The following is a 21,576-nucleotide window of genomic DNA, read 5'->3' as shown; positions in this document are numbered from 1 at the left end:
TCTTATCCGACCTGGCCGGTGTGGAGGAGGATCTGCTTCCAGATCGCGGTCTCGTCGAAGAGGACCCATTCGCGGCGGATGCCGGCGGGGCCGATCTCGGCGTGGGAGAGGCCCATGACGTAGACCTCCGCCCCCGTCGGTCGCCCGAAGGCGCCCCAGCCGTCGTGGCGGCCGTGGAGCGACCAGCGCAGCGCAGCCCGCGGCGGCATCATCGGATCGGCGCGGCCGATCACGTGCTCGATGGTGAAGGTGGCCGACGGCATGGCGGCGCGCAGGCCGAGCCAGAACGTGTCCGCCGCCGGGCGGCCGTGGCCCGTGACGCCGCCGGGCAGCTCGAGCTGGCAGCCGCGGTCGTAGGCCGTCGCGATCGCCGAGACCTCGGCGTTCATGATGCGCGAGAGCACGTCCGCGTAGCGCCGGCCCCACTCGTCGTCGTTGCCACGCCCGACGTATTTCGGCGGGGCGTCGGTGGCGGGCGAGAGCGGACGGCGCGCGCGCTCGGGACCGCCTTCCGCCGCGATCTGGTCGCGGGCGTAGTCCTGCGGGTCGATCCCGAGCTGGCGCACGATGGCGCCCTGGTCGCGGATGATCCACTCGTCGTAGATCACGTTCGCTTTCGCCGCGCAGTCCGCGATGATCCGGTAGCGCAGCGTTCGGCCGGTGGCGCGGCCGTAGACGCCGTCGCGCGCGTGCGTCGCCGTGGAGAGGATGCGGTGGGAGGAGAGGTAGCCCGCCTCGTCGTCCCCGCACCAGATCACGTCCTCACCGAGAAGCGTGCGGTCCGGGAACTCCGCGAGCGTCGCCATCGTGGCGCCGATCACGGTCTCGTTGCCGACGACGAGCCCGGCGGGGGCACGCACGGGGATGTCGGGCGCATACGTCTCGCGCAGGGTGTGGATGGCGCGGCCTTCCCAGATCTCCTCGGTGATGCCGAGGATGTAGTGGGGAAAGTCGCGCCAGCGGGGATCGAAGCCCTTCATCGTCAGTCTCGCGAATGGCCGCCGGTGGGATCCGGGTGCGGCCGGGTGGAGCCGCGCACGACGAGCGGGCCGTCGATGCGCAGGATGCGGGGCGCGATCGTCTTGTCGGCGATGCGCGCCATCAGGGTCTCGACGGTGGCGTCCACCATGCCGTCGGCCGGCTGGTGAACCGTCGTCAGGTCGTAGGCGGGCCAGCCGGCCATGGGCACGTCGTCGTAGCCGACCACGGCGACGTCGTCGGGGATGCGCAGGCCGAGCTCGAAGCGCAGCGTGTCCATCACCGCGAAGGCCATGTGGTCCGAGCCCACGAAGATCGCGTCCGGCCGGCTCGCGGCCTCGCCCGAGAAGAGCGTGCGCGTGGCGGCTGCGGCGACGTCGCGGTCGTACATGCCGTCGAGGATCGCCACCGGCTCGATGCCGTGCGCGGCGAGGCGGTCGACGAAGCCGTTGCGGCGGTCCCGCCCCGTGGACGAGCCCGACCAGCCCGACACGTGCGCGATCCGCCGATGGCCGCAGGCGACGAGGTGGTCCGCCACCCGCGCGCCGCCCGCGACGTTGTCCGAGGTGACGGCGGAGAGCCGCTCGTCGTCCTGGCGCCGGTTGAAGAGCACGACCGGCACGCCGGCGCTCTCGCAGCGCTCGGCGAGGCGGTTCGAGATCGAGACGGAGGCCATGATCACGCCGTCGACCTGGTAGTCGAGCAGCCCCTCCAGCACGTTCTCCACGTCCTCGTCGGCGTTCGAGGCCATGAAGACGAGGACGTGGTAGCCCAGCGCCTGGAAGGCCTTGGAGAACTTCTCCAAGGCCACCGGATAGAACTGGTTGTCGAGATAGGCGACGACGAGAGCGACGATGTGCGAGCGCCCGGTGATCAGCGAGCGGGCGAGCACGTTCGGCCGGTAGCCGAGCTCCTCCGCGGCGGCGAGCACCTTGGCGCGGGTCGATTCCGATACCGACGCGCCCGGCGTGAACGTGCGGCTCACGGCGGACTGGGATACACCCGCCCGGCGCGCGACGTCCATGGAATTGGGCTGCGGCTTCGTCATCCGGCCGTCCACCCGCCGTCGACCACGAGCGCGGAGCCCGTGATCATCGCCGCCGCGTCGCTCGCGAGGAACACGACGGCGCCCATCACGTCCTGCGGGACGCCGACTCGCGGGAGCTTGATCTTCGACCGGATCCACGCCAGCCGCTCCGGGTCGGCGAAGGTCGCCTCCGTGAGCGGGGTGCGGATGAAGGTGGGGCACACCGTGTTCACGCGGATGCCGCGCGGCCCCCATTCGATCGCCATTGCCTTCGTCATGCCTTCCACCGCGTGTTTCGAGGCGCAGTAGACCGCCCGGTCGACACCGCCCACGAGCCCCATCTGGCTCGAGATCGTGACGATCGAGCCGCCGGCTACCATACCGCGGGCGACGGCCTGCGTCAGGAAGTAGGTGCCGCGGAGGTTGACGTTCATCACCGCGTCGAAATCGTCCTCTCGCGTCTCCAGCGCGGGGCCGTGGCGGGCCATGCCGGCGGCGTTGACCAGGATGTCGAAGGGCCCTTCGCGCTCCACCGCCGCGCGCATCGCAGCCACGTCCGCGACGTCGAGCGGCAGGGCGCGCGCGCTGCCGCCCGCCTCGCGGATCGCGGCGACGGCCTCCTCCAGCGCCCTCGGGTCCCGCGCAGCGAGCACGCACTCGGCCCCCGCCTCCGCCAGCGCCGCCGCGCAGGCGAGCCCGATGCCGCGCGAGGCGCCGGCCACGAGTGCGCGCTTGCCGTCGAGCCGGAAGCTCGGCGTGCGCGGCAGCGCGTCGCTCGCGGGAGCAGCGGCAGCCGAAGGGACCCGCGCGTCGCTCATTCCGCTGCCGTTCCGTAAGGCACGTTGCGCCGACCGTAGCGGCGAACGCGCACGTTCGCCTGCTCGGCATGGCCGACGAACCCTTCCAGCATGCACAGGCGCGAGCAATAGGCGCCGATCTCGGCGGCGGCTTCGTCCGTGGTGACCTTCTGGTAGGTGTGCGTCTTGAGGAACTTGCCGACCCACAGCCCGCCCGTGTAGCGCCCGGCGCGCTTGGTGGGCAGCGTGTGGTTCGTGCCGATCACCTTGTCGCCGTTGGCGACGTTGGTGCGCGGGCCGAGGAAGAGCGCGCCGTAGGCGGTCATGTGCTCGAGGAACCAGTCGTCGCGGTCCGTCATCACCTGGACGTGCTCGGAGGCGATCCGCTCGGCTTCCGAGAGCATCTCCTCGTAGCTCTCGCAGAGGATCACCTCGCCGTAATCGGCCCAGGAGGCGCGGGCGATGTCGGCGGTGGGGAGGATGCCGAGGAGCCGCTCCACCTCCGCCAGCGTCTCCATGGCGAGCTTGCGGGAATTGGTGATCAGCACCGCAGGCGAGGTCGGGCCGTGCTCGGCCTGGCCCAGCAGGTCGGTGGCGACGATCTCGCCGTCGACGGTGTCGTCGGCGATGACGAGGGTCTCCGTCGGTCCCGCGAAGAGGTCGATGCCGACCCGCCCGAAGAGCTGGCGCTTGGCTTCCGCCACGAAGGCGTTGCCGGGCCCGACCAGCATGTCCACCGGCGCGATGCTCTCGGTACCGAGCGCCATGGCGCCCACCGCCTGGACGCCGCCGAGGCACAGGATCTCGGTCGCGCCCGCCATGTGCATGGCCGCGACGATCGCCGGATGCGGCTTGCCGTCGACAGGGGGTGCGGCCGCGACGATGCGCTTGCAGCCGGCCACCGAGGCGGTGAGCACGGACATGTGGGCGGAGGCGACCATCGGGTACTTGCCGCCGGGCACGTAGCAGCCCACCGCCTGGACGGGGACGTGCTTGTGGCCGAGGATCACGCCGGGCCGCGTCTCCACCTCCAGATCCTGCATCGTGGCGCGCTGGGCCTCCGCGAAGCGCCGGATCTGCGCCTGAGCGAAGCGGATGTCCTCCAGGTCGCGGGGCGCGACCTGCGCGATCGCCGCCTCGATCTCGGCTTGCGTGAGGCGGAAGGCGGCGGGCTCGTAGCGGTCGAACCTGGCGGAGAGCTCGCGCACGGCGGCGTCGCCGCGGGCTTGAATGTCGGCGAGGATGCCTTCGACGGTGGCGCGCACGCGCGCATCGTCCTCGGCGCGCTCGGCCTCCGTGCGGGCGGTCTTCAGAAATTCGGCCATGGGATCACCTGAGTTGAAGGATCGCCTCGTTCCTCCATCCCTGTAGGGGAAGGTGGCGCCGCGCGCAGCGCGGTGACGGATGGGGCGCGGCGCGCAGCGACGCGTTCCGCGAAGCGGGAGCGGCTCGACGGCGGCCGGCGGTCGCGCCCGATTTCGGCTGCGCCGAACGCTTCGCGCCCCATCCGTCTCGGCTTCGCCGAGCCACCTTCCCCTACAGGGAAGGAGAGCAGGTGAGTGCGCCCGCTCATCCCTTCACCGCTCCCGCGGTGAGGCCCGAGACGATCTGGCGCTGGAAAACGATTACCAGGAGGAAGAGCGGCGCCGTGATCGAGACGGCGGCGGCCACCGCGCGGACCTGGTCGGTCGTCGTCGTCTCGCGGTTGAAGAAGCTCGCGATGGCCGGGACCATGGTCTGGTTCTGCGCGTCGAGCAGCAGCGACGTCACGAGGAAGTCGTTGTAGGCGAGCAGGAAGGAGAACAGCCCCGTCGTGATCACGCCCGGCCACATCACCGGCATGATCACGCGGCGGAACGCGCCGAAATGGGTGCAGCCGTCCACCCGCGCCGCCTCGTCGAGTTCGGCCGGGATGTTGGCGAAGAACGAGCGCAGCATCCAGATCGTGAAAGGCTGGTTGATCGCCACGAGCACGAGGATGACCGCCCAGGGCTGGCCGTAGAGCGTCGGCGCCGCGTCGCCCAGGAACGGTTCGAGGATCTCGGCCGAGTTGATGAAGGGCGGCAGGTAGCCCGACACCAGCACCGAATGCGGCAGCGCCCGGAAGATCAGCGCCGAGATCAGGAGCCAGAAGGCGAGCGAGGAGCGCGTGCGCGCCAACGCGTAGCCGGCGAGCGTGCCGACGGTCAGCGAGATCGTCACCACGCCCGCCGTGACGACGAGCGAGTTGATGAAATTGCGGTAGAATTCCTGCTCGAACCAGATGTTGGCGTAATGCTCGAGCGTCAGGCCGATGGCCGGCTCGGCGAGGAGGCCGACGAGCGGGATCGGGCGCACCACCGCCTCGAGCCCGCCCGCGACCGCCGGCAGGAGCACGACGAGGACGCCCGCCGCGACGGCGCCGTAGAGAAGGCCGCCGACGACCCAGCCCAGCGGCAGCCAGGTCTCTCCCGCCACGCGCTCGACCCAGCCGCCGAGCTTCTTCGCCGCGACAACGTAGAGCGCGGCGAGGGTCGCGAGCCCCAGCGCCAGGTCGAGCAGCGACAGCCCCTGGCCGGCGGCGCGGGTCTGCGGCCCGAAGATCACGGTCAGCGGATTGGCCGAGAACGCGTCGACGGGGAGCTTGAAGCTCATCACCGCGATCCAGAACAGCGGGAAGGCCGCGATCAGGCACCAGGTCGCGAGGAAGAGACCGATGGTCCAGCGCAGCGGCGCCGACGGCTGGACGGTCTTGGCGCTCATCATGGCCTCATCCCCTCGGCTTGTAGTCGCGCCACGTCCGCATCAGGAGCGGGACGAGCAGGATCACGATCCCGATCATCGTCAGCATCGAGGAGGCGGAGGCGCGGGAGATGGAGCGGTTGCCCGAATCGTCGGGCATCAGGAAGTCGTAGGTGAGGAATTGCAGCGAGATGCGATGCGCCTGGCTCGAGAAGCCGATCACCTCCTCGAAGACGCGATAGGCGTCCATCAGGTGGATCAGCGAGACGAAGACGATGAGCGGCATCAGGTGCGGGATCACGACGTAGCGCAGGCGCTCGAAGCGCGAGGCGCCGTCGATGACCGCGCTCTCGAGCGTGTCCTGGTTCACGGTCTGCAGGCCGGCGTAGAACACCACGAAGGCGAAGGGCGCCACGTGCCAGACGCGGTAGGTCAGCATCAGGATCTCGATCGTCCACCCTTGGGCGAACATGAAGATCTGCGTCCCCGTCATCGCCTCGAGCGCATTGGTGAGGATGCCGTCGCCGATGAAGAGCCAGCGGATGGAGAGCGCGCCGATGACGGGCGTGACGATGAAGGGCAGGAGCGAGACGAAGATGATCGGCCCACGTAGCGAGCGCAGCGCGGCGTTGACCGCGAGCGCGATGGCGAGGCCGAGCCCGACGACGAGGGGCAGCGTGATCAGCGTGAAGGTGAGCGTGAAGCGCAGCGCCTTCCAGAAGTCGATGTTCGACAGGCGCGACCAGAAATCCTCGCCCGCGGCGAAGGCGGCGGCGACGGCCTCCGGCTGGACCACGGCGCGGTAGGCGTCGAGGCCGACGTAGATCGTCTCGGTGACGGTGCGGCCGGATTCGTCGAGGAGCGGTCGGGTGACGGTCTGCGTCGTGCAGTTCGGCGCCGGGAAGCCCGGCGTGCAGTTCTCGATCTCGACGCGCTCGAACACGGTCTGCGTCTGCCAGAAGCTCTGCAGGAAGACCGACACGAGCGGGATCGCGATGAAGAGGATCATCAGGACGAGGGACGGCCCGACGAAGGCGAAGAACGTGCGCGGCCTCATCCCGGTCCCTCCCTGATCTCGTCCGTCGAAGGAGCCGGCGGCGGCGCGTGGCCGCCGCCGGCATGCGATCACTGCAGGACGCCGGCCTCGCGGGCGGCGGCGGTGTAGGCGTCCTTGGCGTCGGCGAGCGACTGCTCGGCGCTCTCCTGGCCGGTGAGGAAGTCGGCGATGTTGTTGCCGATCGCCGTGTGCAGGAGGCCCATCTCCACCGAGGAGGGATAGGCCACGGGGCCCATCATCGCGGTCTCGATGGCGCCGGTGGCCATGGGGCCCGGCTCGTAGCCGGGGACGAGCCAGACGGCGTCGTCGTTGTGCTCGGCGACGGTGCGCGGCGAGAGGCCTTCCATGGCGAGGCGGAAGGCCGCCTCGGCCTCCTCGTCGGGCACGTTGGCGGCGATGACGATGCCGTCCCACCAGATCGTCGTGGCCGGGCGTGCGCCCGCCTCGGCGAGCGGGGCGGGGGCCATGCCGACCTTGCCGACGACCTGGCTCTCGGCCGCGTCGTCCATGGCCGACGCGCGCGTCGCCCACAGGTTGGCCATGGCGATCTTGCCCTGCTGGAACTGCTGCTGGACGTAGGTCGAGTTCGACACCAGGAACTCGGGGTCCATGTACTCGGTGAGCGCCTTCATCGTCTCGAGCGCCTTGACGCCGGCTTCCGAGTCGATGAGCGTCATGCCGCTCTCGTCGAAGAACTCGCCGCCGAAGCCCGCATACATGTTGACGAAATCCTGGGCGAGGTCCCAGCCCGACGCCATGGTCGCGCCGATCGGGTACTCCACGACGCCGGCGGCCCGGATCGCCTCGGCCGCCTCGAGCACCTCGGCGTAGGTGGTGGGCACCTCGAGGCCGAGCTCCTCGAAAATGTCGGTGCGGTACATCAGGTGCTGCGTGTTCACCATCATGGCGATGGCCATGATGCGCCCGTCGATGCGGATGAGCTGGTTGGGCGAGAGATCCTGCCCGTACTGCTCGACATAGGCGTCGAGCGGCCGGATCGTGCCGTCGTTGAGGAGCGGGGTCAGCGTGCCGTTGGCGACGCCGCCGATATGGTAGAGCGAGGGCTCCGCTGCGAAGGCGGTGGGCTGCTTCTGCCGGAACTCCTGGTCGAGCTCGACCACGAGGTTGGGCGCGCATTCCTTCATGGCGTCGGTGACCGCCACCCAGGCCGGGAAGGCGGCGGAGAGATGCTTGATCTCCATGTCCGTGGTGAATGCGCACTCGCCCTGGGCGAGGGCGGGTCCGGCCGCGAGCGACAGCGCGGCGGCGAGCGCGAGATGGCTTGTCTTCATCCGATGGTCCTCGTTCCCCGTTGGTTTCTTTTCGCCGGTCGAGCCCTCAGCGGGCGGCGGCGACCGCCCGGACGCCGCCGGCCGCGCGCGCCGGCGTGAGCCGCGCGCCGCTCTCGGCGTCGAAGAGATGGCAGAGCTCGGGGGCGAGGCGGATGCCCACCATGTCCCCGATCTCGGCCCTGTAATCCTTGTGCGCCTTCACCGAGACGAGCGCCCCGCCGGCGCGCACCGTGATCATGGTGGCGTCGCCGAGCAGCTCCAGCGTGTAGATCGGCGCGACGATCTCGCCGGGCCGCTCGCCCGCGCCCTCCATGACGAGGGAGGCGTCCTCGGCGCGAAAGCCCAGGGTCGCCGGGCCCTCCTTGGTGGAGACGCCGGGCACGCGCACGTTCTGCCCCACGAAGACGCCGCGCTCGACTTTGCCCTCCATCAGGTTCATGGCCGGCGAGCCGATGAAGCCCGCCACGAACGTGTTGGCCGGGTCGTCGTAGATCTCGGTGGGCGTGCCCACCTGCTGGATGACGCCCTTGTTCATCACCACGACGCGGTCGGCGAGCGTCATCGCCTCGATCTGGTCGTGGGTGACGTAGATCGTCGTCACCTTCAGCTCGTGCTGGAGGTTCTTGATCTGCGCGCGCGTGGAGACGCGCAGCTTCGCGTCGAGGTTCGACAGCGGCTCGTCCATGAGGAACACGGTCGGCTCGCGCACGATGGCGCGGGCGAGCGCCACCCGCTGGCGCTGGCCGCCGGAGAGCTCCGCGGGCTTCCTGTGGAGGAAGGCGTCGAGCTCGACCATCGCGGAGGCGCGCCGCACCCGCTCGTCGTGCTCGGAGGCGGGCACCTTGCGCACCTTCAAGGGGAAGCGGATGTTCTCGTAGACGTTCATGTTCGGGTAGAGCCCGTAGCTCTGGAACACCATCGCCACGTCGCGATCCTTGGGGTCGAGGTCGTTCACCCGCCGATCGCCGATGTAGATCGAGCCCGACGTCGCGTCCTCGAGGCCCGCGATCATGCGCATCGTCGTGGTCTTGCCGCAGCCCGAGGGCCCGAGCAGCACGAGGAACTCGCGATCGGCGATGGTGAGGTCGAAGTCGGCGACGCCGACGAAGGCGCCCCACCGCTTCGTGACGTGCTCGAGGCGCACCTCGGCCATGTTCGCGCTCTCCCGGGGGGCCCTGCTCGGGCGCTCGTCCGCGGGCTCTGACGGCCCGTTGGCTCTCTGGTTTGCATACCTATGCAAAACGAGATTGACGGCGTCCTTTCCCCTTGGCAAGCATTTTTTGCGACCCTCCCGCCCCTCGGTGCAACATGTTCGACACCTCCGCCGTCCGCCGCGCGACACATTCGTTCCTGCACGCCCTGATCGTCACTCCCGAGACGGAGCTCCACGCCTTGCTCACCCAGCGTTTCGCCCCCGACGTGCGGGTGCGCTGCGCCTATCCGATCGGCGACCTCGTCGGCGTCGAGGCGTTCCTGGAGGGCTTCCTCCTGCCGCTGCGGCGGGCTCTGCCCGGCGGCATGCGCCGGGACGAGATCTTCATCGCCGGCACGACGCGGATGGGGGAGGGGGACTTCGTCACCGCGCTCACCCACCACGTCGGCAATTTCGAGCGCCCCTTCGCCCGGGTGACGCCGAGCGGCAAGCTCGTCTTCCTGCGCGCCGGCGAGATGTACCGGATGGACGGCGAAACCATCGTCGAGGCGACGATCCTGTTCGACCTCGTCGACCTCATGCGCCAGTCCGGCGCCATGCCGCTCCCGGCGATGCTCGGCACGGAGATGCTGTTTCCCGGTCCGGCGACGCATGACGGCGTGATGCCCGAGCATCCCGAGCGCTCGCAGGCCTCCGCCGAGCTCGTGGAGGCGATGCTGCGCGACCTGCGCGCCTTCGACCCGGAGAGCTACGAATCGCAGGGGCAGATGGGCTATTGGCACCGCCAGATGCTCTGGTACGGCCCCGGCGGCATCGGCGCGAACTTCACCTATCCGGGCTTCCAGCGCGACCACCGCATCCCCTTCCTCACGGCCTTCCCGGACCGGGTCGGCGGCAACCATTTCTGCCGCTTCGGCGACGGCGATTACGTCTGCTCCGGCGGCTGGCCGTCGATGACGATGACGCATGCCGGCCCCTATCTCGGCGTGCCGGCGACGGGGCGGGCGCTGACGTTACGCGTGATGGACTTCTGGCGTTGCGAGGCGGGCTCGATCCGCGAGAACTGGGTCCTCCTCGACTTCGGCGACCTGTTCGCGCAGATGGGCGTGCGGCTCGTCTGAAGGGGCCGGCCGGTTTCGCCCTCGCGCGAAATGCTCTAGAGAGGCGCCCGATCAGGCACATGTGAGCCAAGGAAGGCGTCCTCGTCCGATGAGCGACACGATCGTCACCCGCTTCGCGCCGTCTCCGACGGGCTTCCTCCACATCGGCGGGGCGCGCACCGCCCTGTTCAACTGGCTCCTCGCCCGCCGGCACGGCGGCAAGATGCTGCTGCGCATCGAGGACACCGATCGCGAGCGCTCGACGGACGACGCCATCGCCGCGATCCTCGACGGCCTGACCTGGCTCGGCCTCGACTGGGACGGCGAGGCCGTGCACCAGTTCGCGCGCGCCGAGCGCCATCGCGAGGTGGCGCTCCAGCTGCTCGCCGAGGGCAAAGCCTACTATTGCTACGCGAGCCAGGACGAGCTCGCCGAGATGCGCGAGAAGGCCAAGGCCGAGAAGCGTCCCATGCGCTACGACGGCCGCTGGCGCGACCGCGATCCCTCCGAGGCACCCGAGGGCGTGAAGCCCGTCGTGCGCTTCAAGGCGCCGCTCGAGGGCGAGACGGTGGTCGACGACCAGGTGCAGGGCAAGGTCACCTGGTCGAACAAGGAGCTCGACGACCTCGTCCTCCTGCGCTCGGACGGCAATCCCACCTACATGCTCGCCGTCGTCGTCGACGACCACGACATGGGCGTCACCCACATCGTGCGCGGCGACGACCACCTCACCAACGCCGCGCGCCAGAGCCAGATCTACCATGCGCTGGGCTGGGACGTGCCGGTGATGGCGCACATCCCGCTCATCCACGGGCCCGACGGCGCCAAGCTCTCCAAGCGCCACGGGGCGCTCGGCGTCGACGCCTACCGGGCCATGGGCTACCTGCCGGAGGCGCTGCGCAATTACCTCGTGCGGCTCGGCTGGGCCCACGGCGACCAGGAGATCTTCTCGACCGACGAGATGATCGCGGCCTTCGACCTCGAGAGCATCGGGCGCTCGGCGGCGCGCTTCGACTTCGTCAAGCTCGAGGCGCTCAACGGCCATTACATGCGCCACAGCGAGGACGCGCGCCTCGTCGAGGCGCTGGAGACGATCCTCCCCGAGATCGGCCCGGCGCAGGGCGTCGGCACCGCCTTCGCACCGGACGTTCGCGAAAAGTTGATCGCGGCGATGCCCGGGCTCAAGGAGCGCGCGCGCACGCTCGTCGAGCTGCTGGATTCCGCGTCCTTCCTGTGGGCCGCGCGTCCGCTCGCCCTCGACGAGAAGGCCGCCAAGCTCCTCGACGAGGGCGCCCGCGCGCGCATAGCAGGCGTGCGCGAGCGGCTGGCAATGCTCGACACGTTCGATCCGCAGGCGACGGAGGAGGCGGTGCGCGCCTATGCGGAGGAGGCGGGCGTGAAGCTCGGGCAGGTGGCCCAGCCCCTGCGCGCGGCGCTCACCGGGCGCACGACCTCGCCCCCGCTCTTCGACGTCATGGCCGTGCTGGGCCGGGAGGAGACCCTCGCCCGGCTGGGTGATCAGGCCCATACCTGAATAGGGAAAAACACCGATTCGGAGCCGAATTCCGCGGGCTTTCCGCACGATCGGTCGCGAGCCTCACCTTAAGGCGTGCTTGAACCGGGGAATTGGATCGGTTAACCCGTCCCCACCTTCGCGTCAGCGACAGCCGTCGGAGAGGGTCCGCACCGCGCCGGGCGCTTGCACGGCCGCGCTCCCGCGGGCACGCTCCGGCAGGCGCTCAGCATGAAAGGGCCTTGCGCATGAGCAGCAACACGAGCACCCTGCAGATCGACGGCAAGGGGGTCGAGTTCCCGGTCAAAGCCGGGACGATCGGGCCGAGCGTCGTCGACATCTCGAAGCTCTACGCGCAGACCGGGGCGTTCACCTACGACCCCGGCTTCACTTCCACCGCGTCGTGCGAATCGAGCATCACCTACATCGACGGCGACGAGGGCACGCTCCTCTACCGCGGCTTCCCCATCGAGCAGCTCGCCGAGCACGGCGACTTCCTCGAGACCTGCTACCTGCTCCTCTACGGGGAGTTGCCGACGGCGGCCCAGAAGGCCGACTTCGACTATCGCGTGACCCGTCACACGATGGTCCACGAGCAGATGCAGCGCTTCTTCATGGGCTTCCGCCGCGACGCCCACCCGATGGCGATCATGGTCGGCTCGGTCGGCGCCATGTCGGCGTTCTATCACGACTCGACCGACATCTCGGACGCGCAGCAGCGCATGATCGCCTCCATGCGGATGATCGCGAAGATCCCGACGCTGGCGGCGATGGCGTTCAAGTACTCGATCGGCCAGCCCTTCGTGTACCCGAAGAACGAGCTCGACTACGCGTCGAACTTCCTGCGCATGTGCTTCGCGGTGCCCTGCGAGGAGTATCAGGTCAACCCGATCCTCTCGCGCGCGCTCGATCGCATCTTCATCCTCCACGCCGATCACGAGCAGAACGCCTCGACCTCGACGGTGCGCCTCGCGGGCTCCTCGGGCGCGAACCCCTTCGCCTGCATCGCCGCGGGCGTGGCCTGCCTCTGGGGGCCCGCCCACGGCGGCGCCAACGAGGCGGCGCTGAAGATGCTCGAGGAGATCGGCACGCCCGACCGCATCCCCGAGTTCGTCGCCCGCGCGAAGGACAAGAACGACCCCTTCCGCCTCATGGGCTTCGGCCACCGGGTCTACAAGAACTACGACCCGCGCGCCAAGATCATGCAGAAGACGACGCACGAGGTCCTGAGCGAGCTCGGCATCAAGGACGATCCGCTCCTCGAGGTCGCGATGGAGCTCGAGCAGATCGCGCTTCGCGACGAGTATTTCGTCGAGAAGAAGCTCTACCCGAACATCGACTTCTACTCGGGCATCACGCTCAAGGCCATGGGCTTCCCCACGACCATGTTCACCGTGCTCTTCGCGGTGGCCCGCACGGTCGGCTGGATCGCCCAGTGGAAGGAGATGATCGAGGATCCGTCCCAGCGCATCGGCCGCCCGCGCCAGCTCTATGTCGGCGAGCCCAAGCGCGACTACACGCCGATCGCCCAGCGCGGTTGATCGCGCGCATCGCGCGACGACATGCCGGAAAGGCGGGCTTCGGGCCCGCCTTTTCTCGTTCACGGCACAATCTCACCGACCCAGCACCGCCTGCGGCAGCCCCGTCACGATCTCCGGCACGAGCCAGCAGATGGCGAGCCCAAGCGCCTGGAGGGCGACGAAGGCCGGGGCGGCGCGGTAGAGGTCGGCGAGCGTCACCGAGGGCGGGGCGACCGATTTGAGGTAGAACAGGTTGTAGCCGAAGGGCGGGGTCAGGTAGGCCATCTCCAGGTTGAGGATGACGAGCCCGCCGAACAGGATCGGGTCGAAGCCGATCGCCTCCACGATGGGGATGAAGATCGGCATCGTGAGGAACAGGATTCCGATCGGGTCCATGACGAAGCCGAGCGCGAAGACGATGGCCATCATCACGAGGACGATTGCCGTGGGCGGCAGCGCGAGGCCCTCGACGAGGCCGCGGATGAACGCCTCGCCGCCGATGCCGGAATAGACCGCGACGAAGAGCAGCGCGTTGATCGCGATCCACATCACCATGGCCGTCTGCCGCCCGGTCTCGAGCGACATGGTGGCGAGGTCGGCGAGGCGCAGCCGCCGCTGGAGCACGGCGACGAGAAGGCTCGTCGCGGCGCCCACCGCCGCCGCCTCCGTCGGGCTCGCGAGGCCCGCGAACATCGAGCCCAGCACGGCGAGGACGACGAGGATGGCGGGCGCGACCTTCAGTGTCGCCACGAGGCGCTCGCGCCGGCCGATCGCCGCGCGCTCCGCCTTCGGCAGCGCCGGCGCGAGCCGCGGATCGAGCCCTGCGCGCACGAGGACGTAGACGCAGAAGAGCGTGGTGAGGAGCAGCCCCGGCCCGATGCCGGCGAGGAACATCTGCCCGATGGAGACGCCCGCGAGCCCGCTGTAGACGATGGCGATGAGGCTCGGCGGGATGAGCTGCCCCAGCGCGCCGCCCGCGAGGATGACGCCGAGCGCGATGCCCTTGTCGTAGCCGCGCCCCAGCATGGCGGGCAGCGCGAGCCGCCCCATCGCCATGACGCCCACCGCGCTGACGCCGGACATGGCCGCGATGCCCGCGCAGGCCAGCACGGTGCCGACCGCGAGCCCGCCGCGCAGCGCGCCCATCCACAGATGCATGGCGGCGTAGAGATCCTCGGCGATCCCCGCGCGGTCGAGCACGCTCGCCATGAACATGAAGAAGGGGAGCGCGATCAGCGTCTGATTGAAGAGCGCGCCCGCGACCTGGCTCGACAGCAGGAAGGCCGAGAACGGCCCCCATTCGAGGAAGCCCACGACGATGGCGACGATGCCGAGCGCGAAGGCGATGGGCACGCCGATCAGCACGGTCGCGAACAGGAGCCCGAAGAGGACGAGGGTGAGCGTCGCCCCGTCCATCACGGCGCCCGCTCGGCGGGGCCGCGCATCGCCGTGCGCAGCTCGCGCAGCGCGATGGCGAGCGCCTGCAGCGCCATCAGGACGATGGAGAGCGCGACGACGACCCAAGACGGCCAGATCGGCGGGTCCCACGGCGTCCGCGTGCGCTCGAGGCGGGCCACGGCTTCGATCACGCGCTCGTGCACGATGAAGCCGAGGACGAGGAGATAGGCGAGGACGAGGAGGTGGGCGAACCCGTTGAGCCCTGCGCGCATCCGCGGCCCCACCGCCTGGTGTAGGAGATCGACCTGCACGTGGGCGCGGGCCTTGAGCGCTTCCGCACCGCACAGGAAGAAAAGGGCGCCGAAGAGGATCTGCACGAGCTCGCCCGCCCAGATGGTGGGCGCGCCGAAGGCGTAGCGGGCGCTCACCTCGAAGAGCACGATGGCGATCATCGGCAGGACGAGGAGGCTCGCGAGCCGTCCGGTGCGCGCGCAGAGCGCTTCCACGAACCGCATGGTCGATCCTCGTCCGCTTGGCGTGGGTGACGACGGCCCGGCGCGGGGAGGGGGCATGCACGCCGGGCCGTCGGTCGCTCGGTGTCCGCGTCGATCACTCGACGATGTCGTGACCGAGCGATCTCAGGTAGTCGTTGCGCGAGGCGAACGCGGCGGCGAAGGCCTCCGAGCGGGGCAGGTAGACCTCCTTCATCACGGCGACGCGGGTCGCCTCGATGCGGCGCATGTCCTCCTCTGGCCAGGCGAGGAAGGTCGTGCCGCCGGCTTCCATGTCGCGCACGAGCCGCGCCTCCTCGGCGATCGCGGCGCGGTAATAGTCGAAGGCGGCGGCGCGCAGGGCGGCGTCGACGATACCCTTGAGGTCGTCGGGCAGCGCCTCCCAGGCGTCGGAATTGACGATCCAGTCGGAGGAGCCGCCGGCGGTGAAGGGCGGCATCACCACGTAGGGTGCCACTTCCTGCCAGCCGAGGCCGTGATGGATCGGCAGGCTCGTGAACTCCGCGCCGTCGATGACGCCGCGCTGGAGGCCCGTGTAGATCTCCTCCGCCGGCATGGAGACGATGGCCGCGCCCAGCCGCGAGAAGGCGTCGGCGGTGAGCCCGGTGGAGCGGATCTTGACGCCGGACAGCGCATCGAGGCTCTCCACCGGATCGGAGAACCAGAGCTGCTCGCCGAGCAGAGGGGAGACGCCGAGATAGTGCAGGCCGTGCTCGGCGAGGACCGGGCGCAGCAGCTCGGCGCCGCCGCCGTCGTAGAACCAGCCGACGCCCTGGAGCGGGTCGTAGCCCGCTGCCCACTCGTTGATGCCGAAGAGCGCCGGTTCGCGCCCCACATAGTAGACGAGGTAGGTGTGGCCGAGCTCCAGCGCACCGGCGCGAACGGCTTCCACCACCTCCGGTGTCGGTACCAGCTGCCCCGCCGGGAAGACGTCGATGCGCATGCGCCCGTCGGACGCCTCCGCCACGCGATCGGCGAAGTTGCGCACGAGGGCGTCGAGCTCGGTCGTCGCCGCACCGGCGGAGGTCTGCATCCTCCAGGTGACCTCCGCTGCCGCGGCGGGAGCGGGGGCGGCGAGGGCGCAGGCGGCGGCGAGCATTGCCGCGGCGGCGAGACGGGCGCGCATGGCGGGTGTCCTCCGGTCGGGGTGGGTCAGGGCTTCCCGATGCGGAACCGCACCACGAAATCCTTGATCGAACAACGCTTGATTAGTGTTGTGCTCGCCCTAATGGTGTTGCATCGGTGCATTTCCAGCGGCACGGATCGCAGCCGAGAGTGGCGCTCACAAAACGCGGCCTTTCTGCCGCAGCGCAGCAAAAGAATCCCACAACCAGCCTTCGAAGGCTTGACAGCCTGTCGCGGCAGGTGCAAATGAACGACCGTTCACCCGCAGTGAATGAGCGTTCATTCACTCCTCCGCTCCGAGCGAGCGGGCACCGGGTGACGCGGAGAGACCGGCAGATGGACGATCAGGGACACGGCATGCAGGCGGGCGCGGCGCAGGATCGGCGCGTCGCCATCCTCGATGCGGCGGAGGCCTGCTTCGCCCGCACCGGATTCCATCGCACCACGATGCAGGACATCGCGGGCGAGGCGGGCATGTCGGTGGGCAACCTCTACCGCTATTTCGCCAACAAGGACGCGGTGATCATCGCGCTCGGCGAGCGCGATCGCATGGAGGTGGCGCAGGACTTCCGCCAGCTCGAGGCGGTCGACGACTTCGTCGCCTGCTTCCGCGCCATCGGCGAGAAGCACCTGCGCGACGCGCCGCCGACGCGCACCGCCATCTGCCTCGAGATCTGGGCCGAGGCGACGCGCAACGCCGTCTTCGCCGAGATCACCCGCGCCTTCGAGCTCGAGATGCTCGGCGGCCTCGAGCGCGCCTTCGGCCTCGCTCAGGCTCGCGGCGCGATCCGCTCCAAGGCGCATCCGCGCGCGCTCGCGGTCACCGTCGGCACCATCGCCGATGGGCTTTTCGTGCGCCGCGCGGTATCCCAGACCTTCGATCCGTCGTCCGAGATCGAGCGCGCGCTCGCGCTGATCGGCGCGGTGCTTCACGGCGCCATCGACGGCGCGGCCGGCGCTCCGCATGTCCCCGTCACCGACACGAACTCGACCGAACCATCAGCCGCGGCGCCGACGCCCGGCACCGTCTCCTGAGGTCAAGCCATGAACGCCTCACGCATCGCATCCGTCGCCATCATCATCGGCGCCGTCGCCTGGGTGGCGTCCGGCCAGGCGGTGGTCACGACGATCCTCGGCGAGCCGAAGTCGGCGATCGCCGCGGCCCCCGAGGAGGCCGCCCCGGCGGCAGCGCCCGAGGAGGCGCTCTTCTCCGTCGCGGTCCACCGCGTCGGCCTCGTCGACCACGCCCGCACCATCACGCTCTCGGGCTTCACCCGTGCCGACCGGCGCGCCTCCGCCGTCACCCGCACGCAGGGCGTCGTCGTCGAGCTCGCGGTGCGTCGCGGAACGCAGGTGGAGAAGGGCGACGTCGTCGCCGTTCTCTCGGACGAGGCCCGCGAGGCGCAGGTCATCGAGGCCCGCGCCCGGCTCGAGCAGCGCATCGCCGAGGCGGAGGCGCGCATGCGCCTCATCGAGAACGGCACGCTGCCCGCGCTCCAGCGCCCCGAGATCGAGGCCGACCTCAAGACCGCCGAGGCCGCGCTCGCGCAGGCCGAGGCCGAGGCCGATCGGGGCCTCGTGCGCGCGCCGCTGGCCGGCGTCGTCGACGCCGTCCCGGCCGAGCTCGGCCAGGCGATGCAGGTCGGCGAGCCGGTGGCCGAGATCATCGCGCTCGACCCGATGCTCGCCGTCGTCGAGATCGCCGAGCGCCAGCTCGGCGGCGTGAACGTCGGCGACCGCGCGTCGGTGAGGCTCGTCACGGGCCAGACCGCCTCGGGCGAGGTGCGCTTCGTCTCGAACCGGGCATCCGAGGGCACGCGCACCTATCGCGTCGAGATCGGCATCGACAACGCCGACGGCGCCATCGCCGACGGCATCACCGCCGAGGCGACCCTGGCGCTGGCCGCGGTGCCGTCCGCGGAGATCCCGCGCTCCGCGCTCACCTTCTCGAGCGCGGGCGAGCTCGGCGTGCGCCTCGTCGACGCGGCGGACACGGTCGCCTTCGCGCCGGTGGCGATCGTCGAGGACGGGCGCGAGACGCTCTGGGTCTCAGGACTGCCCGACGGTGCGGCCGTCATCGTCCAGGGCCAGGATTTCGTGGTCGAGGGCCAGCACGTGGCTCCCGTCCCCTTCGCGGTCGCCGCCGCGCGCCGCTGACGGCGCGCTCGCGCCGTCGCCTCTACCGAACGGAGCTCGGCCGCGCGCCGGGAGGTCATCATGGGCCGCATCGTCGACTACGCCATCTCGCACGCGCGCCTCACGCTCGCCGTGCTCGCCTTCCTGCTGGTCGCGGGCTTCATCGCCTACCAGCAGATCCCCAAGGAGGCCGAGCCGGACGTGCAGGTCCCGCTCGTCTACGTGGGCCTGCACCAGCGCGGCATCTCGCCGGAGGATTCCGAGCGCCTGCTGCTACGGCCCATGGAGACCGACCTCAAGTCGGTGGAGAACGTCAAGGAGATGCGCTCGGCCGCCTACGAGGGTGGCGGGTTCGTGCTCCTCGAGTTCGAGGCCGGCTTCGACGGCGACGCCGCGCTCGCCGACGTGCGCGCCAAGGTCGACACCGCCCGCTCCCAGCTCCCCCGCGATGCCGACGAGCCGACGGTGGAGGAGGTCAACCTCTCGCTCTTCCCCGTCCTCGTGGTCGGGCTCGGCGGCGACATTCCCGAGCGCACGCTGCTGCGCCTCGCGCGCGACGCCGAGACCGCGATCGAGCAGGTGCCGGGCGTGCTGACGGCCGAGATGCAGGGTGCGCGCGACGAGGTCGTCGAGATCATCGCCGAGCCGATGCTGCTGCGCTCCTACGGGCTCGACCTGACCGACGTGATCAACGCCTTCAACGCCGGCAACAGCCTCGTCGCGGCCGGCGCGCTCGAGGGCGAGACCGGCCGCTTCGCGGTGAAGGTGCCGGCGCTCATCGAGAACGCGCAGGACATCCTCGACTTCCCCATCGCCGCCTCCGGGGACGCCGTGGTGCGGCTCGGCGACGTCGCCGAGGTGCGCCCCACCTTCAAGGACCCGGAATCGATCACCCGCATCAACGGCAAGCCGGCGATCGTGCTCGAGGTCTCGAAGCGCACGGGCGCGAACCTCATCGAGACGGTGGACGCGGTGAAGGCCGTCGTCGAGCAGCTGCGCGCGACCTGGCCCGCCACGGTCGAGGTGACGTTCACCCAGGACAAGTCCGGCGACATCCGCACCATGCTGCACGACCTGCAGAACTCGGTCGCCACCGCCGTGCTGCTCGTCATCGTCATCATGCTCTACACGCTGGGCGCGCGGGCCTCGATCTTCATCGGCATCGCCATTCCCGGCGCGTTCCTCGCGGGCATCCTCGGGCTCTATCTCGCGGGGCTCACCGTCAACATCGTCGTCCTGTTCTCGCTCATCCTCGCGGTGGGCATGCTCGTCGACGACGCCATCATCGTCTCGGAATTCGCCGAGCGGCGCATGGCGGAGGGCATGCCGGCGCCGCAGGCCTACTCGCTCGCGGCAAAGCGCATGGCCGGGCCCGTCGTCGCGTCCACCGCGACGCGCATCGCCGCCTTCTCGCCGCTGCTCTTCTGGCCGGGCATCGTCGGCGAGTTCATGATGTACATGCCCCTCACGCTGATCGCGACGCTCACCGCGTCCCTGATCATCGCGCTGATCTTCACGCCCACCCTCGGCGCGCTCCTGGCGCGGCCGCCCAAGGAGATCCACGAGGAGGGCAAGCTCCCGCAGCGCGGGCCCTACATGGCGCTGATCCGCACGGTGACGAAGCACCCGGTGGTCACGATCGTGCTCACCATCGCGCTCCTCGTCTCCGTGGTGCAGACCTACCGGCGCTACGGCAACGGCGTCGAGTTCTTCCCCGACGTCGAGCCCGAGTTCGCCCTCGTCCAGGTCCGCGCGCGCGGCAACATGGCCATCGCCGAGAAGGACGCGCTCGTGCGCTCCGTCGAGGAGCGGCTTCTGGGCATGGAGGAGCTCGAGACCGTCTACGCCCGTGTCGGCCAGGGCCAGCGCGGCTCGCAGGAGGTGACCGAGGACACGATCGGCACGATCCTGTTCGAGCTCGTCGACTGGCGCGATCGCCGCACGGCTTCCGACATCATGGCGGAGATCCGCGGCAAGACCGCCGACATTCCCGGCGCCGTCATCGAGGTGACGAAGCCCGACGCCGGCCCGCCCACCGGAAAGCCGATCACCGTCGAAATCGGCGCGCTGGACCCGGCGCTGCTCTTCCCGGCGGCCGAGCGCGTCGCGGCGATGCTCCACGAGAACCCGCAGGTGCGCGACATCGACGACGGCCTGCCGCTTCCGGGCGTCGACTGGACCCTCGAGGTCGACAAGGCCGAGGCCGCCCGCTACGGCGCCAACGCGCTCACCGTCGGCAACGTGGTGCAGCTCGTCACCAACGGGCTCAAGGTCACGGAATACCGCCCCAACGACACCGACACCTCGGTGGACGTGCTGGTGCGCTTCCCCGCCGAGCGGCGCTCGCTGGATCAGCTCGACGAGCTTCGCGTCAACACGGCGATGGGCGCGGTGCCGATCGCCAACTTCGTGCAGCGCGAGCCGGTGGAGCGCGTGGGCCTCATCAACCGCGTCGACGGGCGCCGGGTCGTCACCGTCACCGCCAACGTGGCGGAGGGCGTCCAGTCCGCCGCCGTGCAGCAGGCGGTGATGGAGAGCCTCGCCGCCGCCGATCTCGGGCCCGGCATCACATGGCGCATGAAGGGCGAGGACGAGGAGCGCGAGAAGGCGAGCGCCTTCCTCACCTCCGCCTTCGGCGCGGCCCTGTTCCTGATCTTCGCGATCCTGCTCGCGCAGTTCAACAAGTTCACGAGCGTGCTCATCACCCTCTCGGCGGTGGTGATGTCGACGATCGGCGTGCTCATCGGCCTCATGGTCATGGGCCAGGCCTTCGGCGTGGTGATGACCGGCATCGGCATCATCGCCAATGCGGGCGTCATCGTGAACAACAACATCGTGCTCATCGACACCTACGACCGCTTGCGGCGGGAGGGGGTGGCGGCGCGCGAGGCGATCCTGCGCACCTGCAACGAGCGCGCTCGCCCGGTGATGCTCACCGCGGTCACCGCCGTGCTGGGCGTGCTCGGCATCGCCTTCGGCGTCAACATCGACCTCGTCCAGCGGGCGATCGACATCGGCGCGCCCTCCACGCAATGGTGGGTGCACCTCTCGACCGCGATCGTCTTCGGCCTGTCCTTCGCGACGCTGCTCACGCTGATCGTCACGCCGGCCATGCTGATGGCGCTCGCCGATCTCGCCGCCTGGAACGATCGCCGCAAGGCGAGGCGGGCCGAGCGCAGGGCCGCGCGCGCAGCCTCGCGCGCGGCGAAGGCGAGCGGCGCGATGCCGGTGCAGCCGGCGGAATAGC

General features: G+C 70.1%; 17 protein-coding genes. 6 read left to right on the top strand and 11 right to left on the bottom strand.

The features are described from left to right. Window positions 1–2: 2 nt before the first annotated feature. The 8 genes from IEX89_RS12940 to IEX89_RS12905 all read right to left on the bottom strand — a co-directional run bounded on the left by IEX89_RS12940 (window position 3) and on the right by IEX89_RS12905 (window position 9,025). A complete protein-coding gene (locus IEX89_RS12940; protein WP_188913623.1) occupies window positions 3–980 on the bottom strand; it encodes a nuclear transport factor 2 family protein in 978 nt (325 codons plus the stop codon). 2 nt (window positions 981–982) lie between these two features. After that, the gene (locus IEX89_RS12935) at window positions 983–2,026 is read right to left on the bottom strand and encodes a LacI family DNA-binding transcriptional regulator (protein ID WP_188913621.1); all 1,044 of its coding nucleotides are present in this window, start codon (window positions 2,024–2,026) and stop codon (window positions 983–985) included. Then, complete coding sequence (locus IEX89_RS12930) at window positions 2,023–2,823, bottom strand: SDR family NAD(P)-dependent oxidoreductase (protein WP_188913619.1); 801 nt, start codon at window positions 2,821–2,823, stop codon at window positions 2,023–2,025. Before IEX89_RS12930 ends, IEX89_RS12935 begins: the two co-directional genes overlap by 4 nt. Then, window positions 2,820–4,127 (bottom strand): histidinol dehydrogenase, encoded by a 1,308-nt coding sequence (gene hisD, locus IEX89_RS12925; RefSeq protein WP_188913617.1) that lies wholly within the window; start codon window positions 4,125–4,127, stop codon window positions 2,820–2,822. The genes IEX89_RS12930 and hisD overlap by 4 nt, the downstream gene beginning before the upstream one ends. Before the next feature lie 244 nt (window positions 4,128–4,371). Next, on the bottom strand, window positions 4,372–5,547 hold the full coding sequence (locus IEX89_RS12920) for a carbohydrate ABC transporter permease (RefSeq protein ID WP_188913615.1): 1,176 nt from the start codon (window positions 5,545–5,547) through the stop codon (window positions 4,372–4,374). Window positions 5,548–5,551: 4 nt separating this feature from the next. Beyond that, window positions 5,552–6,580 (bottom strand): carbohydrate ABC transporter permease, encoded by a 1,029-nt coding sequence (locus tag IEX89_RS12915; RefSeq protein ID WP_188913613.1) that lies wholly within the window; start codon window positions 6,578–6,580, stop codon window positions 5,552–5,554. A 68-nt stretch (window positions 6,581–6,648) separates the two neighbouring features. After that, the gene (locus tag IEX89_RS12910; RefSeq protein ID WP_188913611.1) at window positions 6,649–7,872 is read right to left on the bottom strand and encodes an ABC transporter substrate-binding protein; all 1,224 of its coding nucleotides are present in this window, start codon (window positions 7,870–7,872) and stop codon (window positions 6,649–6,651) included. Window positions 7,873–7,918: 46 nt separating this feature from the next. Continuing rightward, a complete protein-coding gene (locus tag IEX89_RS12905; RefSeq protein WP_188913603.1) occupies window positions 7,919–9,025 on the bottom strand; it encodes an ABC transporter ATP-binding protein in 1,107 nt (368 codons plus the stop codon). Between the two features lie 155 nt (window positions 9,026–9,180). Between IEX89_RS12905 and IEX89_RS12900 the strand changes: the two genes are divergently transcribed. The 3 genes from IEX89_RS12900 to gltA all read left to right on the top strand — a co-directional run bounded on the left by IEX89_RS12900 (window position 9,181) and on the right by gltA (window position 13,179). Then, complete coding sequence (locus tag IEX89_RS12900; RefSeq protein WP_188913601.1) at window positions 9,181–10,146, top strand: nuclear transport factor 2 family protein; 966 nt, start codon at window positions 9,181–9,183, stop codon at window positions 10,144–10,146. A gap of 88 nt (window positions 10,147–10,234) precedes the next feature. Further along, window positions 10,235–11,659, top strand: coding sequence for a glutamate--tRNA ligase (gene gltX / locus IEX89_RS12895; protein ID WP_188913599.1), 1,425 nt, complete (start codon window positions 10,235–10,237; stop codon window positions 11,657–11,659). Window positions 11,660–11,886: 227 nt separating this feature from the next. Beyond that, on the top strand, window positions 11,887–13,179 hold the full coding sequence (gene gltA, locus IEX89_RS12890; RefSeq protein ID WP_188913597.1) for a citrate synthase: 1,293 nt from the start codon (window positions 11,887–11,889) through the stop codon (window positions 13,177–13,179). A gap of 72 nt (window positions 13,180–13,251) precedes the next feature. Here the strand turns inward: gltA and IEX89_RS12885 are convergent, their stop codons facing one another. From IEX89_RS12885 to dctP, 3 genes are all read right to left on the bottom strand, one after another. Continuing rightward, complete coding sequence (locus IEX89_RS12885) at window positions 13,252–14,574, bottom strand: TRAP transporter large permease (RefSeq protein ID WP_188913595.1); 1,323 nt, start codon at window positions 14,572–14,574, stop codon at window positions 13,252–13,254. Continuing rightward, complete coding sequence (locus tag IEX89_RS12880; RefSeq protein ID WP_188913593.1) at window positions 14,574–15,071, bottom strand: TRAP transporter small permease subunit; 498 nt, start codon at window positions 15,069–15,071, stop codon at window positions 14,574–14,576. The genes IEX89_RS12885 and IEX89_RS12880 overlap by 1 nt, the downstream gene beginning before the upstream one ends. Window positions 15,072–15,165: 94 nt before the next feature. Next, window positions 15,166–16,194, bottom strand: coding sequence for a TRAP transporter substrate-binding protein DctP (dctP, locus tag IEX89_RS12875; protein ID WP_188913591.1), 1,029 nt, complete (start codon window positions 16,192–16,194; stop codon window positions 15,166–15,168). Between the two features lie 335 nt (window positions 16,195–16,529). On the opposite strand from dctP, the gene IEX89_RS12870 reads away from it, so the two are divergent. Genes IEX89_RS12870 through IEX89_RS12860 form a run of 3 tightly spaced genes read left to right on the top strand, consistent with a single transcriptional unit; the run spans window position 16,530 to window position 21,575 of the window. Continuing rightward, window positions 16,530–17,228 carry a TetR/AcrR family transcriptional regulator gene (locus tag IEX89_RS12870; RefSeq protein ID WP_188913588.1) on the top strand — a complete coding sequence of 233 codons (699 nt, stop codon included), beginning with the start codon at window positions 16,530–16,532 and terminating at the stop codon, window positions 17,226–17,228. 9 nt (window positions 17,229–17,237) lie between these two features. Next, window positions 17,238–18,350 carry an efflux RND transporter periplasmic adaptor subunit gene (locus IEX89_RS12865; protein WP_188913586.1) on the top strand — a complete coding sequence of 371 codons (1,113 nt, stop codon included), beginning with the start codon at window positions 17,238–17,240 and terminating at the stop codon, window positions 18,348–18,350. Window positions 18,351–18,410: 60 nt separating this feature from the next. Continuing rightward, window positions 18,411–21,575 carry an efflux RND transporter permease subunit gene (locus IEX89_RS12860; RefSeq protein WP_188913584.1) on the top strand — a complete coding sequence of 1,055 codons (3,165 nt, stop codon included), beginning with the start codon at window positions 18,411–18,413 and terminating at the stop codon, window positions 21,573–21,575. The last annotated feature ends 1 nt before the right edge of the window (window position 21,576 follow it).

This window comes from Salinarimonas ramus (assembly GCF_014645695.1).
Lineage (GTDB): Bacteria > Pseudomonadota > Alphaproteobacteria > Rhizobiales > Beijerinckiaceae > Salinarimonas > Salinarimonas ramus.
This window is presented reverse-complemented; position numbering and strand designations above follow the sequence as displayed.